At 74.4% G+C, this 14962-nt stretch carries 14 protein-coding genes; 3 read left to right on the top strand and 11 right to left on the bottom strand.

Annotated features, from left to right (window positions below):
* The 3 genes from GV155_RS03965 to GV155_RS03975 all read right to left on the bottom strand — a co-directional run.
* Positions 1-1560, bottom strand: a 1560-nt coding sequence (locus GV155_RS03965) for an HNH endonuclease signature motif containing protein (protein WP_160005441.1), incomplete at its 3' end; no start/stop codon positions are given.
* 514 nt (positions 1561-2074) lie between these two features.
* On the bottom strand, positions 2075-2836 hold the full coding sequence (locus GV155_RS03970) for a DUF2786 domain-containing protein (protein WP_160005443.1): 762 nt from the start codon (positions 2834-2836) through the stop codon (positions 2075-2077).
* Between the two features lie 118 nt (positions 2837-2954).
* Positions 2955-3320: a GntR family transcriptional regulator gene (locus GV155_RS03975; protein ID WP_236553946.1), complete on the bottom strand. Its 366-nt coding sequence runs from the start codon at positions 3318-3320 to the stop codon at positions 2955-2957.
* Positions 3321-3389: 69 nt separating this feature from the next.
* On the opposite strand from GV155_RS03975, the gene GV155_RS03980 reads away from it, so the two are divergent.
* Positions 3390-4280: a carbohydrate kinase family protein gene (locus GV155_RS03980; RefSeq protein ID WP_160005445.1), complete on the top strand. Its 891-nt coding sequence runs from the start codon at positions 3390-3392 to the stop codon at positions 4278-4280.
* Between the two features lie 58 nt (positions 4281-4338).
* Here the strand turns inward: GV155_RS03980 and GV155_RS03985 are convergent, their stop codons facing one another.
* Positions 4339-6054 (bottom strand): FAD-dependent oxidoreductase, encoded by a 1716-nt coding sequence (locus GV155_RS03985; protein WP_160005447.1) that lies wholly within the window; start codon positions 6052-6054, stop codon positions 4339-4341.
* 39 nt (positions 6055-6093) lie between these two features.
* On the opposite strand from GV155_RS03985, the gene truA reads away from it, so the two are divergent.
* Positions 6094-6957: a tRNA pseudouridine(38-40) synthase TruA gene (gene truA, locus GV155_RS03990; protein WP_160005449.1), complete on the top strand. Its 864-nt coding sequence runs from the start codon at positions 6094-6096 to the stop codon at positions 6955-6957.
* Positions 6954-7577, top strand: coding sequence for a class I SAM-dependent methyltransferase (locus tag GV155_RS03995; protein WP_160005451.1), 624 nt, complete (start codon positions 6954-6956; stop codon positions 7575-7577). The genes truA and GV155_RS03995 overlap by 4 nt, the downstream gene beginning before the upstream one ends.
* Here GV155_RS03995 and GV155_RS04000 read toward each other — a convergent pair.
* From GV155_RS04000 to GV155_RS04030, 7 genes are all read right to left on the bottom strand, one after another.
* A complete protein-coding gene (locus tag GV155_RS04000) occupies positions 7574-8365 on the bottom strand; it encodes a maleylpyruvate isomerase family mycothiol-dependent enzyme (RefSeq protein ID WP_160005453.1) in 792 nt (263 codons plus the stop codon). The two genes, GV155_RS03995 and GV155_RS04000, sit on opposite strands and share 4 nt — an antisense overlap.
* A gap of 4 nt (positions 8366-8369) precedes the next feature.
* Positions 8370-9725, bottom strand: coding sequence for a short-chain fatty acid transporter (locus tag GV155_RS04005; RefSeq protein ID WP_160005455.1), 1356 nt, complete (start codon positions 9723-9725; stop codon positions 8370-8372).
* Positions 9726-9857: 132 nt separating this feature from the next.
* Positions 9858-11222, bottom strand: coding sequence for an ABC transporter substrate-binding protein (locus tag GV155_RS04010; RefSeq protein WP_160005457.1), 1365 nt, complete (start codon positions 11220-11222; stop codon positions 9858-9860).
* Entirely contained in the window at positions 11219-12364 is a 1146-nt protein-coding gene (locus tag GV155_RS04015) for a branched-chain amino acid ABC transporter permease (RefSeq protein ID WP_160010803.1), read from the bottom strand. Before GV155_RS04015 ends, GV155_RS04010 begins: the two co-directional genes overlap by 4 nt.
* Positions 12365-12380: 16 nt before the next feature.
* Entirely contained in the window at positions 12381-13256 is an 876-nt protein-coding gene (locus GV155_RS04020; protein ID WP_160005459.1) for a branched-chain amino acid ABC transporter permease, read from the bottom strand.
* A 14-nt stretch (positions 13257-13270) separates the two neighbouring features.
* Positions 13271-13975 carry an ABC transporter ATP-binding protein gene (locus GV155_RS04025; RefSeq protein WP_160005461.1) on the bottom strand — a complete coding sequence of 235 codons (705 nt, stop codon included), beginning with the start codon at positions 13973-13975 and terminating at the stop codon, positions 13271-13273.
* Between the two features lies 1 nt (position 13976).
* Positions 13977-14861, bottom strand: a complete 885-nt coding sequence (locus GV155_RS04030; RefSeq protein ID WP_160005463.1) for an ABC transporter ATP-binding protein — start codon at positions 14859-14861, stop codon at positions 13977-13979.
* Between the last annotated feature and the right edge of the window lie 101 nt (positions 14862-14962).

Below are 14962 nucleotides of genomic sequence, written 5' to 3' on the forward strand. Positions count from 1 at the left end.
GGTGTTGCGGGGTGGTGATTCGTCGGGTTGGTCGGGGTCGTCTGGGTTGTCTGCGGCCGGGGGTGACGGGTCCAGGTACGGGGTCGAGTCCGGTTCTTCGGGCAGGGGTTCGGGTGGTGGCCCGGGCGGGAGCTGGTCGATGGGGTGGGTCCCGGCGTGGGAGCGGAGGTACCGCTCGCCTTGGGGACTGGTCCACAGGTACAGCCCGGGGCCGAGGACGTCGTAGTCCCAGCCCATGTGGGTCTTGGCGCGGTGGTGGGTGCGGCAGGCGGGGGCGACGTTCCCGGTCTCCGTGGGGCCCTCGGGGTAGGGGATGACGTGTTCCATGTCGGTGAAGACCGCGGGGTTGGTGCACCACGGGAACACGCAGGTGGTGTCGCGCAGCTGGGTCTGTTCCTTGAGGCGGTCGGAGCACTCGTAGGAGTCGCAGTGGATCGTCTCGGCCAGGTCGAGGACCGGCCGGATCGTGATGCTCGCCGCGGTCCGCGCCCACTCGCGGACCTGCGCGGTGGTGATCGGGCCCTTGGCGGGGTGCCGGTTGTCCAACCGCGACACCAGGGCGTCGTTGACGCCGCCGGCGCCCGCCTGGAAGAGCGGGTTGAACACCCCGCCGGGGATGTGAGCGAACAACACCAGGGCCGGCCCCACCGGCCCCGCCGGCGCCGTGGGTGTCGTGTCGGTGTCGGTGTTGTCGGTGGGCAGGGTCTGCTCGCCGAGGGCCAGGGAGCCGAGGGCCATCGAGCGGCGGACGTCGAGGGACTCCGTGGACCCGTCCTGGGCGTAGGCCTTCGCCCGGTCGCGGACCGCTGCTTCGAGAGCGAGGGCGTCGGCGAGGTCGAGGCCGGCGTCGAGCTGGACGGTGCCGTCGGCGTGGTCGGCGAGTCCGATGCGGCAGTACCTGCCGTCGGCGGCAGCCTTCCGCTTCTCCTCTGCCGCGGCGGGGTCCCACCGCAGGAGTGCTTCGTCGGTCAGGCGGGACAGCTGGGCGTAGGAGATGGAGTGCGCGAACGGAGCGACGAGCCGGTCGACCTCCGCGGCACCGTCCTCGCACAGGGCCATGGTCTTCTCTGCGACGAGTCGGGCCCGCCAGACCGGGCAGGCACCGGACACGACGCGTTCGTAGAGTCTGGGGAGGCGGTAGCGGAGCTCGAGGGTGATCGCGATCTGGTCGGCACCGGACCTGGTCGAGACGCCCAGGACGGCGGAGATCTCGATGACCGCGGACTCGCGGACCAGGGGGCACCCGGCACCGCCGAGGGACAGGCCGTGGTCGCCGTAACCGGCGATCCACATCGCCTCGTCGTCGCGCAGTGCTTCGTTGATCACGCACCACTCCACGATCGACTGCAGGACCGCGACCTCGGCCGCTGCGCGGACTGCACGTGCGTTCTTCACGACTGCGAGTGCGTCGGCCCTGGTGGCTTCGCGGCGGTTGTCGAGCTCGTGGACCCAGTCGAGGAACGAGGGGTCCGGGGACATGACGGCCTCCACCTGCACGTCGACGTCGAGCATCGGGTCGGGCCCAGTGCAGTCGTCGTTGGTGTGGGCGGTGGTGGTCATGGATCTAGTGTAGTCGAACATGCGTTCGATTGTCAGTGGACCTATGTCCCTTGTGGAGGGGTCTCGTGACGCTCGCTGGCGCTCGCTCCTCGACCACCGACGCCTGGTCTCGTGACGCTCGCTGCGCTCGCTCCTCGACCACCGACGCCTGGTCTCGTGACGCTCGCTGCGCTCGCTCCTCGACCACCGACGCCTGGTCTCGTGACGCTCGCTGCGCTCGCTCCTCGACCACCGGGCTTGGTCTCGTGACGCTCGCTGCGCTCGCTCCTCGACCACCGGGCTTGGTCTCGTGACGCTCGCTGCGCTCGCTCCTCGACCACCGGGGTGGTGGCGCGGGTCTCGTGACGCTCGCTGCGCTCGCTCCTCGACCACCGGGGTGGTGGCGCGGGTCTCGTGACGCTCGCTGCGCTCGCTCCTCGGCCACCGTCGGGGTGGTGGCGCGGGTCTCGTGACGCTCGCTGCGCTCGCTCCTCGACCGCCGGGGCTCCCTGGCGCACTTCCGCCCGGGCAGGGGCTACCTGGGCGGGAGGGTGCGGCGGGCGCCGCCCAGGCGGGTGCCGCCGAGGTCGGCGCGCTGACCCGCGGCGAAGCCCTGGCCGGCGCCGCTGCCCGAGAGCTGGCGGGAGCGGGCGGTGCGGGCGTTCGGGTAGGCCTGGCCGGCGGCGTCCAGCACCTCGAGGGTCCGGTCGGCCAGCACCAGGGCCGTCGAGCGGCCCGCGGTGCCGGCGCGCCCCTCGGACTCGGCCTCGGCCTGCGCCGCCTCCTCGGCCTCGCGGAGGCGGCGGGACACCGCGGCGGTGAAGCCGGCCAGCCAGCTCCGACGGAACGCGGCCGGGTGGTCCCACGCCGGCACCGGGGTGGACAGCATCCTGGTGGAGGCCTGCAGGAGCAGGCTGGTGAAGAGCACCTCGGCCCGCTCGAGGTCGCTTCGGTGCCCGAAGACGTGGAGGGTCCAGCCGGAGCCGGAGCCGTCGGCGTCGCGGCTGCGGAGCCGGACGACCTGGCAGCGCAGCCGCATCGCCACGGTGCCGAGCAGGTCGGCCTTGTCGGCGGCGTACGGCGCGTCCAGCGGGATGCGGCGGTCCTCGACCGGGTCGGTGCCGGGGTCGGCGACGGCCAGCAGCGCCGCGTCGATGCCGTACGACGCGACCAGCGCCGCGGCCTTCGCGGTGTAGGTCTCGGCCTCGGCCTCGGTGGCCGCCGGGTCCTCGGCCTTGGCCAGCAGCTTGCGGACCTTCGCCAGCATCGCGGCGTGCGCCGCGCCGGTCGCGCTCATCGGTGCTCCTGACCTCGTCGGTGGTGCCGTCGTCCCCGCGGGCGCCAGCATGCGGCATCGGGCCGACACCCCGCGGGCTCCCTCCACAGGCACCGCGACGCCCCGAGGCGCGCCGGCCTCACCAGGCGTCGTCGAGCAGCCGGCCGGCCTCGGACCGGCTGAGCCCGGCACGGCGCGCGGCGGCGGCGTACCGCGCGGCCTCCTCCTGCACGTCGCCGCCCAGGCCCGCGCCGGCGGAGGCGGACGTCGAGGCCACGAAGGTGCCGCGCCGCCCCTCGGTGACGACCACGCCGTCGGCCTCGAGCTCGCGGTAGACCCGCGCCACGGTGTTCACGGCCAGCCCGACCTGGGCCGCCAGCGCGCGCACCGTGGGCAGCTTCTCGCCGGGCTCCAGCTCCCCGGAGGCCGCCCGGCCCGCGATCATGGCCCGGAGCTGGGCGAAGGGTGGCTCCGGCGAGGTCGGGTCGATGCTCAACGGGTCCACGACGACCACCCTGGCACGCTCCCCGCGGTGCCACCCCCGCGGCACGGCCGGTGGTGGTAGACCCTCCCCATGGCACCCGCGCAGCCCGTCAGCGACCAGCCCGTCCTCGTCCTCGGCGAGGCCCTCGTCGACGTCGTGCTCGACCCCGACGGAGGTCGCCGCGAGATGCCCGGCGGCAGCGCCGCGAACGTCGCGGTCGCCCTGGCCCGGCTGGGCCGCCCGGTGCGGTTCGCCACGTCGTACGCCCGGGACCGCCTCGGGGGCCTGATCGCCGACCACCTGGCGGCCTCCGGGGTCGAGCCGGCCGGGGACCACCGCGTCCTCGCCCGCACCTCCACCGCCGAGGCGACGCTGGCCCCCGACGGTTCCGCCTCCTACGTCTTCGACCTCGAGTGGCGCCTGGGGCCGCTGCCCGACCTGACCCCGCGCGCGGTGCACGTCTGCTCGATCGGGGCGGTGCTGGACCCCGGCTGCCGCGACGTCCTCGCCGCCCTGGAGCGGTTCGGCGGCGACGCGCTGGTGACCTACGACGTCAACGTGCGCCCGTCCATCACCGGGACCGGTCCCGAGGTCCTCGAACGGGTCGAGCGCGTCGCCGCCCTGGCCGACGTGGTCAAGGCCAGCGACGAGGACCTCGAGGCGCTCTGGCCCGGCCTCGACGAGGCCGGCGCCGCGCAGCACCTGCTCGGCCTCGGCGCCGGCGGCGTGGCCGTGACCCGCGGCGCGGCGGGCGCGGCGTGGTACGACCGGGCCGGTGCCACCGAGGTCGGGGCGGTGCTCCTCGGGGTGGCCGACACCATCGGCGCCGGCGACACGTTCTCCGCGGGGATCCTGGACGCGCTCTGGGACGACCCGGGCCGCGACCGTGCGGAGGTGCTGGCCCACGCGGCCCGGCTGGCGGCCGTCACCGTCTCCCGGCCGGGCGCCGACCCGCCGTGGCGGCACGAGGTGGCGGGCTAGGGGAGGTCCGGGGTCTCGAGACGCTCGCTGGCGCTCGCTCCTCGACCTCCGGGGCGCGCTAGGTGCGGTCCGGGGTCCCGAGACGCTCGCTGGCGCTCGCACCTCGACCTCCGGGCGCCGGGTCCGCCAGCCAGGCGTGGACCAGCGGCACCACCGAGGCGCCCTCGCCGGTCGCCGCGGCCACCCGCTTCATGGACCCCGCGCGGATGTCCCCGGCGGCGAAGATGCCGGGCACGGTGGTGGCCAGCTCCGGCGGGGGCAGCCCGTCGACCCAGCCCTCGCGCGGGACCTCGCGCCCGGTCAGCACGAACCCGCGCTCGTCCCGCCCGACCTCCGGCGGCAGCCACTCGCAGTGCGGCTCGGCGCCCAGCAGCAGGAACAGCCCGCCGGCGGCGACGGTCTCGCGGGTGCCGTCGCGGACGTCCTCCAGGACCAGCTGCTGGAGCCGCGCCTCCCCGCCACCGTCCACGACGCGGGTGTGCGGCCGCACGGCGATCCGCGGGTTGTAGCCGATCTCGTCCACCAGGTAGGACGACATCGTCGAGGCCAGCCCGTCGCGCCGCACGAGCACGGTGACCGACCGCGCGAAGCGCGCGAGGTGCACGGCGGCCTGGCCCGCGGAGTTGCCGCCGCCGACCACGAAGACGTCCTGGTCGGTCATCTCCCGTGCGGCGGTCATCGCCGCGCCGTAGTTCACCCCCGCGCCGACCAGCGCCTCCAGCGGCTCGACGCGCAGCTTGCGGTAGGCCACCCCGGTGGCGACCAGCACCGAGCGGGCGCGGACCTCGCCCTGGTCGGTGCAGAGCACGTGCGGCTCGTCGCCCTGCCCGACCCGCACCCGGTCGACCTGCCACCCGGTGAGGAAGCGGGTGCCGAAGCGCAACGCCTGGTTGCGGGCGCGCTGGGCCAGCCGCATGCCCGAGACCCCGCGCGGGAAGCCGAGGTAGTTGCGGATCATCGAGGAGGTGCCGGCCTGGCCGCCGACGGCCTCGGCCTCCAGCACCACCGTCGACAACCCCTCGGAGGCGGCGTAGACCGCGGCGGCGAGCCCGGCGGGGCCGGCACCCACGACCGCGAGGTCGACGACCTGCTCGAGGTCCTCGGCGGTGGCCCGGCCGTAGACCGCCAGCGCGACGTCGCGCACCGAGCGGGGTGCCAGGGGGACACCGCTCATCGGCACGACCCAGGGGTACGGCGCGTCGTGCGGCAGGGCCTCGCGGGCCGCGCGGGCGACGTCGCCGTCGGGGGCGTGGACGCGGTGCGGCAGGCCCATCCGGTCCAGGAAGTCCCGGATCTGCAGGGTCAGGCCGTCGACGTGCGGCGTCACGATCCGGACGGACTCCACCTCCGGCGCCGCCACGGTCGAGCCCCAGTCCGAGAGCAGCTCGCTGACGGCGTGGTGGAACTCCTCGTCCCGCGGGCCCTGCGGCATCAGCAGGTACGCGTCGTACTTGCCGGTCGCCATCCCGGCGCGCAGGCGCGGCGCGTCCTCGAGGAACCAGTCGACGTGCGCCGCGATCATCCGCCGTGCGGTCGGCACGACGGTGCGCCAGGCGTGGAAGGCGGTGAGCACCGCGCTGTCCGGCAGCCGGGAGTCGCTCACGAACAGCGCCACCTGGCCGCCGGACGCGCGTACCCGCTCGGCCACGTCGAGCGCCTCGGCGCACGAGGTGGCCGTCAGCACCTCGTAGTCCTGCTCGTAGCGGGCCAGGCCGGCGCGCAGCTGGTCGAGGTGCTCGCCCGAGACCAGGACGAGGGACGGGGTGGCGGCCACCCCACGACTGTACGACCGCTGCCTCCTAAGGTGGGGCCCGTGCGCCTCCGGATCGACCTCGCCTACGACGGCGGCGACTTCCACGGGTGGGCCGTCCAGCCGGGCCTGCGCACGGTCCAGGCCGAGCTGACGGCCGCGATCGCGACGGCGCTGCGGATCCCGCCCGACGACCCCGCGGAGCGGGTCGAGGTCGTGGTCGCGGGGCGCACCGACGCCGGCGTCCACGCGCGCGGCCAGGTCTGCCACGTCGACGTCGACGACGCCCGGATGGCCCGCTCGGCCGCCGACGGCCCCGCGCGGCTCGTGCGCCGGTTGAACGGGCTGCTGCCCCCCGACGTGCGGGTACGCACGGTGGCCGAGGCAGCCCCCGGCTTCGACGCCCGCTACGCCGCCCTCTGGCGCCGCTACACCTACCGCGTCTCCGACCGGACCACGACCTCCGACCCGCTGCGACGCGGCTGGGTCCTGGCCTGGCCGCGCGAGCTCGACGACGCCCTCATGCACCAGACCGCGCAGACCCTGGTCGGCCGGCACGACTTCGCCTCGTTCTGCAAGCGACGTGTCGGCGCGACGACCATCCGCACGCTGCTGGACCTGGACGTGGCGCGTGACGCCGAGGGCCTGCTGGAGGTGCAGGTGCGCGCGGACGCGTTCTGCCACTCCATGGTCCGCTCGCTCGTCGGCTGCCTGATCGCGGTGGGGGAGGGCCGCCAGGTGGCGTCGTGGGCGACCGGCCAGCTGGCCACCCGACGCCGCGACCCCGCGCTCACCGTCGCCCGGGCCCGCGGGCTGACGCTGGAGGAGGTCGCCTACCCCGCCGACGCCGACCTGGCGAGCCGGACGGCGGTCACCCGGGCCACCCGTCAGGAGCACGAGGCGACGGGGGAGAGGGTGGAGCCGTGAGCGAGGACCACTACTTCACCGCCGACCCCTCGGTGCCCTTCACCCGGGAGCCGGTCCAGGCCTCGGTCTGGGGCCACGACCTGGCGCTGACCTCGGGGTCCGGCGTCTTCGCCCGCGGCCGCGTCGACGTCGGCACCGCGGTGCTCCTGCGCGAGACCGAACCGCCCGTCGGCGTGCGCCGGCTGCTCGACCTCGGCTGCGGGTACGGCGTGCTCGCCGTCGCGCTGGCCGTCGCCGTGCCCGGGGCCCGGGTGACGGCGGTCGACGTCAACGAGCGCGCCCTGGCCCTGACCCGGGAGAACGCGACCGCCCTGGGCGTCGACGACCGGGTCACGGCCCTGACGCCGGACGAGGCGCTGGCCGGCGCCGGTGCCGGTGACGAGGACGGGACGTACGACGAGATCTGGTCCAACCCGCCGATCCGGATCGGCAAGGAGGCGCTGCACGCGCTGCTGCTGACCTGGCTGCCGCGGCTCGCGCCGGGCGGTCGCGCGGTGCTGGTGGTCGGCAAGAACCTGGGCGCCGACTCGCTGCAGCGCTGGCTCGGCGAGCAGGGCTGGCCCACCACCAGGACGGCCAGCGCCAAGGGGTTCCGCGTGCTCGAGGTCCGGCGGGCCTAGGGCACCAGGGGCCGGTCGAGCAGGTCGGCGGCCACGGCGGGGTCGCCCTCGACGTGCAGCCGCTCGTCGTCGAGGCCGAGCCGGTGCCACAGTACGAGCAGCAGCGCGTCGGCCGGACCGTGCAGCACGACGTCGGCCGGTGCCGCCGCGTCGCGCGGGTCGAGGGTGCCGTCGCCGCGCAGCAGCCACCCCGGGCCGTCCGGCTCGTCGGTCGGGCTGAGGCGGATCGCTGCCGGGAGCGGCGCGCACCGCTGGCTGCGGACCTGGCGGGGGAGGAACACCGAGGTCACCTCGTCGATCCCGTCCAGCGCCAGGACGGGGTCGTCGGACACCGTCCAGGGCGGGCCCGAGCGCTGGGCGGCGCGCACGTCCCAGGTGTGGAGCGTCGTCTCGTGCACCATCCGCCGCCACCAGAAGGCCGACGTGCGCGGCGGGGGACCGAACCCCCAGGCCGGAGCGTCCGGTCCGGCCTCGTCCAGCGCGTCCTGGAGGTCGTCGGCCTGGCGCGCGCTCCAGGCCAGCAGGGCCTGGCGCTCGCGGGCGTCGGTGGGTGCCGGGTCGGGCGCCGGGTCCGGCGGGCCGGCGGCGGGATCGGCCGCCCTGAGAGCGGCCGCGGCCCACCGGTGGACGTCGCCGAGGTGGCCGGCCAGGTCGACGACCCGCCAGCCGGGGCAGCCGGCGACCGGGGCCCCGAGGTCGGCGGAGTCCAGCGCCGCGACCGCGTCGCCGAGCACGGCGGGCAGCAGCCGCTCCAGCGAGGCCTGGGGCACGGGGGTCGTGGTGCTCACCGGGTCAGCCCGCCCCGACGATCAGCAGCGTGCCGCCGAACACGATGCCGGTCAGCACGAGCACCACCGAGGTGTAGCCCAGGATGTCGCGCACCCGCAGCCCGGCGACGGCCAGCAGCGGCACGGCCCAGAACGGCTGGATCATGTTGGTCCACTGGTCGCCGTAGGCGATGGCCATGATGACGACCGGCTGCGCGACGCCGAGCTGCTCGGCGGCGCCCGCGAAGATCGGCGCCTGGAGCGCGAACTGCCCCCCGCCGGACGGCACGAACACGTTCAGCAGGCCCGCGGCCAGGAACGCGAACAGGCCCAGCGTGCCCGGCGTGGCGGCGCCGACGATGGCGTCGCTGATCATCTCGGCCAGGCCGCTGGCGCCCATCATGGCCGCGATCCCGGCGTAGAGCGGGTACTGCAGCAGGACCTCCACGACCGTGCGCCCGCCGCGGGCGACCGTCGCGGCGAGCTGACGGGCGTTGCCGACCAGCAGCAGGACCAGGCACAGGAAGGTCCAGTTGACGATGTCCAGGGTCAGTGCGAAGCCGTTCGCCTCGAAGTAGAACACCAGGTAGAGCCCCAGCAGCACGCCCATCGTCAGCGTGACGAGGCGGGAGGTCTCCATCCGGTCCGCGGGTGAGTCCTTCTCCTGCGCCGAGGCGTCCTCCTGGTCGTCGGCGACCGCGAGCGCGGCCTCGGGGGCCTCGCGGACCTCCTCGCCCGGGCCCGGAGCCATCAGCGGCATCGCGACGGCGAGGACGACCAGGGTGACCACGATCGCGGCCAGGTTCCACGGCGCGAAGGTGGTCTCGGAGACCGGCACCACGTCCATGCCCAGCGTGGTGGCGTAGACGCCGGACTCGGTCGCCGCGTTCAGCGGCCCCGAGCCGGAGTAGCCCATGTGCCAGATCACGAAGCCGGCGTAGGCGGAGGCGACGAGCAGCGGGTAGTGCAGCGGGGTGCCACGGTCGCGGAACCGGCGGGCCACCTCGACCGCGACGACACCACCGACGATCAGGCCGAGCCCGAAGCTGAGCAGAGAGGCGAGCCCGGCCACCACGGTGACGAACGCGTACGCCGTCCGGGGCGTGCGCGGCACGCCGGCGACGCGGGCGAGCAGCCGGCGTACCGGCGGGAGGTTGGCCAGGGTGTAGCCGAGCAGCAGGACCAGCGCGACCTGGGTCATGAAGGCCAGCAGGCCGATCAGGCCGTCGCCCCACGCCAGGGTCAGCTCGCGCGGCCCGGTGTCGGTCAGCAGCAGCGCGAGCGCGGCCACCACGACGGTGAGCACCACCGCGAAGACGAACGCGCCGGGGAGCCAGCGCTCCACGGCTCGGCTGGCGGGGGTCGCGATCTTTCTCAGCATCGGCACACCTCATCGGTCGGCGGGGGGAAGGTCAAGGTCCGGCGCCCCCGGAGGAGGCGGGGACGGCGACGGCCGGGGACCTGGTGGGGTCCCCGGCCGTCGCGGGGTGGTGCGGGCATGCGAGCGAGGGGGTCAGCCCTCCTCGGGGATCCCGCTCTCCGGCGGGGCGTCGTCGGCGGAGCCCGAGGACTCCTCCTCGATCGGGGCGTCCCCGATGTCGGTGACCAGCACCGGCGTCAGCTCCTCGGTGTCGTTGCCCTGGAGCTCGACGATCCGGACGCCGGAGATGCCCATGTGGCTGTCCGCGCTGAAGCGGAACGGGGCCAGCGGGGGACCACCGAGGTCGGCGCCGATCTCCTCGACCGTCTCCACGAGGCCGTCCCGCGTGAGGTCCGGGCCGGTGGCCATCAGGGCCTGCGTGAAGGCGTAGGCCTGGCTCATGCCGTAGATGCGGTAGTTGGTCAGCTCGCCCTCCTCGCCGCTGGCGTCCCAGACCTCCTGCCACAGCTGCACCCAGGGGTCGTCGGGCTGGTCGGTCCCGGGGATGTACTCGGAGGTCATGACGCCGTCGAGCGCGCCGCCGCCGTCGACCGCACCCTCCGAGAACTGCTCGAGCAGCGATCCCACCAGCGCCGGGTCGGAGCCGACGTTGGAGTAGTACCAGTCGGGCTCGTAGCCCAGCTGCTGGGCGGTGAGCTGGCTCAGGGCGGTGTAGGAGGGCACGTTGAAGCCGAGCACCAGGTCCGCGCCCGAGGCCTGCAGCGCGGCGATCTGCGGGCCGACGTCGGTGTTGCCGGAGGTGTAGCGGACGGACTCCACGATCTGGTCGTCGATGTACTGGCGGACCCCGGCCTCGCCGTCGTCACCGAAGTCGTCGTCCTGCAGGAAGAGGCCGACCTTGGCGTCGGGCATGTTCTCGGCGATGTACTGGCCGATGATCTTGCCCTCGATCTCGTAGTCGGGCTGCCACGAGAACGTGTACGGGTTGGTCTCCGGGTCCTCGCCCCAGGCCAGGGCGCCGGAGGAGACGAACATGTCCGGGACCTGCTCCTGGTTCAGGAAGTCGATCACCGCGGAGTGGGTGGGCGTGCCGAGGCCGCCGACCATCGCGAAGATCTCGTCCTCGAGCACCAGCTGGTCGGTGACGCGGCTGGTGTTGGAGGGGTTGTAGCCGTCGTCCTCGACGAGGTACTCGATCTGGCGGTCGTAGACGCCGCCGTTCTCGTTGACGTAGTCGAAGTAGGCCTTCGCGCCGGTGGGGATCTCGCTGTAGCCCGGCGCGGCGACCCCCGTGAGCGGGAAGTGCGCGCCGATCTTGATGGAGTCCTCGGTGACGCCGGTCTCCGTGGCGCCGCCGCTCTCCTCGGTCGAGGACTCGCGGTCGGCGCCGGCGCCGCACGCGGCCAGGCCGAGGGTCAGGGCGGTGGCGGCCGCGGTGAGGCTGCCCAGGCGTACCGCCCGGGCCCCCCGCCGTCGCCGTGGGTCGAGGTGGGTCATGGCTGATCTCCCTTCGTGGTGGCGACGGGCCGGCGCTGCTGGTCGGCGGGGCCGTCGGGGTGGTGCGGGTCGGTGGGACGGGCGGCGGGGGGAGTCGTACGACGGTCCGCGCCGCGGGCGGCACGGGCGGCGCGCCACCGCAGGAGGGACCCGACCAGGCCTGCGGGGGCCAGCAGGATGACCAGGATCATCACGGTGCCGTAGACCAGCGGCGCCAGCTCGGCGGCGGCGATGCTGTCCAGGCCCTGCGCGGTCCCCACGTCGGTGGCGATCCGGGCGGTGTAGACGAGCACGACCGAGCCGATGATGGCGCCGGACAGCGTGCCCAGCCCGCCGAGGACGATCGCGGTGAGCAGGGTCAGGGACAGCGTCAGCTCGAAGGCCGTCGGTGCGGCGAGGCGGATCTGGATGGCCATCAGGGCGCCGGCGAGCCCGGCGACGGCCGCGCTGACGGTGAAGGCCGAGACACGGGCACGGGCGAGGTTGATCCCGGCCAGCTCCGCGGCGACCTCGTCGTCGCGCACGGCGGCCCAGCGCCGTCCGACCCGGCCCCGGATCAGGTTGGCCAGCAGGAAGAACACCACCACGAGCAGGGTCCAGCCGAGGATCGCGTAGTACTGGCTGTTCGAGGGCTCGGTGCCGGTGAGGAAGAACAGCGCGTCCAGGAACCACGCCGGCGGCTCGGGGCTGGTCACGCGCAGGCCCTGCTCGCCGCCGAGGGTGGTGGAGAAGTAGCGGGCGATGCCGGGCACGGCGATGGCCAGCGTCAACGTGGCACCGGCGAGGTACGGCCCGTGGAGGCGGGCCGCGGCCACGCCGACCAGGACGCCGACGACGAGCGCGACGAGCAGCGAGGCCAGCAGGACCAGCGGCAGCGGCAGCGCCGTCTCGGGGTCCTGCAGCAGCAGCGCGGTGGTGTAGGCGCCGATCGCCATGAACGCGCCGTGGCCCAGGGAGATCTGCCCGTTGATGCCGGTCAGCAGCGTCAGGCCGCCGGCGGCGAGGGCCATGTAGGCCAGCTCGGTGAGCTGGCGGTTGCGGAAGTCGTCGACCGACATCAGCACGACCACGGCGACCAGCAGCCCGAGGACGGCCAGGGTGGCGTGGCGGACCAGGGTGTGGCGCCAGGCGCGGGAGAGCATCTGCACGGTGTCCTCCTCAGACCCGTCGGGCCTGGGCCTGCGAGAACAGGCCGGCCGGTTTGAGGGTCAGGAGCAGCATCAGGATCACCAGCGCTGCCAGCGGCACCAGCTGGGAGCCGACGTACCCGCTGACCAGCGACAGCGAGAGGCCGAGGACCAGGCCGCCGACGACGGCGCCGACGGGGCTGTCGAGGCCGCCGAGGACGGCCGCGACGAACCCGTAGACCACGACGGGGTCCATGTAGCCGGGGTGGACCAGGCCGCCCCCGGCGATCAGCAGGCCGGAGAGCGAGCCCACCACGGCGGCCAGCGCCCAGCCGAGGGTCAGCATCGAGCCGACCCGGACGCCGAGCAGCTTGGCGACCTCCTGGTTGAAGGCCGAGGCCCGCATCTTCAGGCCGACGTCGGTGAAGCGGAAGAGCAGGACCAGCAGGCCCATGGTGACCACGACCGCGCCGATCGCGAACAGGTCGGCGGGGCCGATGCCGAAGGTGGTGCCGCCGACCTCGAGCCCCCGGATGCTGAAGGGGGCCGGGAAGGAGCGGAACTGGCTGGAGAAGATGATCGCGGCGGCGGCGTGCAGGGCCACGAACAGGCCGAGGGTGAGGATCACCGGGTTGATCTCGGAGCTCTGGTCGACCCGCCGGATCAGCAGGAACTCGACCGCCGCGCCGAGGACGAGCCCGGCGAACAGGGCCACCGCCCCGGCCACCCAGTAGGAGTAGCCGGCGTCGATCAGCTCGAGCGCGAGCAGGGTGGTCACCATGGCCATCGGGGCCTGGGCGAAGTTCACGATCCGGGTCGAGCGCCAGATCAGCACGAGCGCCAGCGCGAACGCGGCGTAGACCGCGCCGAGCGTGAGGCCGCTGAGGAGGGTGTTGAGCAGCTGCATCGGTCAGTCCTCCCTTAGAAGCCGAGGTAGGCGTGTCGGAGCGTGTCGTCGGCCGCGAGGCTCGCGGCGTCCTGGTCGGCCACGACGGCGCCCAGGTTGAGCACCACGCCGTGGTCGGCGATCGACAGCGCGCTGCGGGCGTTCTGCTCGACGAGCAGCACCGCGAGCCCCTCGCGGGCGACGAGGTCGCGCAGCAGGGCGAAGATCTGGGCCACGACCCGGGGGGCGAGTCCCAGCGACGGCTCGTCGAGCAGCAGCATCCGGGGGCGGGCCATCAGGGCCCGGCCGACCACCAGCATCTGGCGCTCGCCGCCGGACAGGACGTGGGCGACCGCCGTACGGCGCTCCCCGAGCACGGGGAACAGGTCGAAGATGCGCTGCAGGTCGTCGCCGCGGACCTTGCCGCCGCGACCGAGGCCGCCCAGGCGGAGGTTCTCCTCGACCGTGAGCTCGGTGATCACGCCGCGTCCCTCGGGCACGTGCGAGAGCCCGAGGCGGGGCATCTTCTCCGGGGCGGTGCCGACGAGGTCGGTGCCGTCGAAGGTGGCCGTGCCCGAGGTCGGGCGCAGCAGGCCGGAGATCGTCCGCAGCAGGGTGGTCTTGCCGGCGCCGTTGGCGCCGAGGACGGCGGTGATCGCGCCCTCGCGGGCGGTGAAGGACACCTCGCGCAGGGCCTTCACGGGCCCGTAGCTGGTGGACAGCTCGTGCAGCTCCAGCACGTCAGGCCTCCGTCGGGGTGGCGGGGTCGGTGGCGGGGCCGGTGTCGGCGTCGAGGTCGGCGACGTCGTCGCCGAGGTAGGCCGCGACCACCGCGGGGTCCTGCTGGACCTCGGCCGGGCTGCCGTCGGCGATGACCTTGCCGAAGTCGAGGACGGTGATCCGGTCGCAGACCTTCATCACGAGGTCCATGTGGTGCTCGACCAGCATCACGGCCATCTCACCGGACAGGCCGCCGATCAGCGCGGCGAGCTCGTCCATCTCCTCGCTCGACAGGCCGCTGGCCGGCTCGTCGAGCAGCAGCAGGGTGGGCTCGGCGACCAGGGCGCGGGCGAGGGCGACGCGCTTGCGCAGGGCGTACGGCAGGCTCGGCGGGTACCGGCGTGCGTGCTCGGCGATGCGGAGACGCTCCAGCGCCTCCATCGCCCGCTCGCGCAGCCGGTCCTCGTCGCGGGTGGCGCCGGGCAGGGCGAGCATCGTGCCGAGGAACCCCGACCGGCCGTGGCGGTCCGCGCCGACCATGACGTTGTCGAGCACGCTGAGCCGGTCGAAGAGGCCGAGTCCCTGCAGGGTGCGGGACATGCCGTACGAGGCCAGGCGGTGCGGCCGGAGCCGCGCCAGGGTCTCGCCCCGGCGCACGACCTGGCCCTCGTCGGGGCGGAGGAAGCCGCAGGCGACGTTGAACAGCGTGGTCTTGCCAGCACCGTTGGGCCCGATCACGCCGTGCACGGTGTGCTCGGCGACCCGCAGCCCGGCGGCGCTGAGGGCGGTGACGCCGCCGAAGCGGACGGTGACGTCGCGCAGCTCGAGGGCGGGCGTGGCGGTCGCCGAGGGCGTGGCGGACGTCGGGTCGGGCGTGGCGTGGGCGACCTGGTCGGATGCCGGCATCCGCGTCCTCCGCTCGGTCGGGGGGTGGGCAGGGTGGTGGGGCTCCTGGCGGGGCCGTGTGACCGGCACCACTCTGGTGACTCCGTCCAAGGAACGCACTA

Source organism: Nocardioides sp. AX2bis, assembly GCF_902506435.1.
Classification (GTDB): Bacteria; Actinomycetota; Actinomycetes; order Propionibacteriales; family Nocardioidaceae; genus Nocardioides.

Excerpts from the sequence above, each read along its gene's own strand:
- GV155_RS03970 (WP_160005443.1), bottom strand. The coding sequence starts at position 2,836 with ATGAGCGCGACCGGCGCGGCGCACGCCGCGATGCTGGCGAAGGTCCGC.
- GV155_RS04015 (WP_160010803.1), bottom strand. The coding sequence starts at position 12,364 with ATGCTCTCCCGCGCCTGGCGCCACACCCTGGTCCGCCACGCCACCCTG.
- GV155_RS04005 (WP_160005455.1), bottom strand. The coding sequence starts at position 9,725 with ATGCTGAGAAAGATCGCGACCCCCGCCAGCCGAGCCGTGGAGCGCTGG.
- GV155_RS03980 (WP_160005445.1), top strand. The coding sequence starts at position 3,390 with ATGGCACCCGCGCAGCCCGTCAGCGACCAGCCCGTCCTCGTCCTCGGC.
- GV155_RS04010 (WP_160005457.1), bottom strand. The coding sequence starts at position 11,222 with ATGACCCACCTCGACCCACGGCGACGGCGGGGGGCCCGGGCGGTACGC.
- GV155_RS04020 (WP_160005459.1), bottom strand. The coding sequence starts at position 13,256 with ATGCAGCTGCTCAACACCCTCCTCAGCGGCCTCACGCTCGGCGCGGTC.
- GV155_RS04030 (WP_160005463.1), bottom strand. The coding sequence starts at position 14,861 with ATGCCGGCATCCGACCAGGTCGCCCACGCCACGCCCGACCCGACGTCC.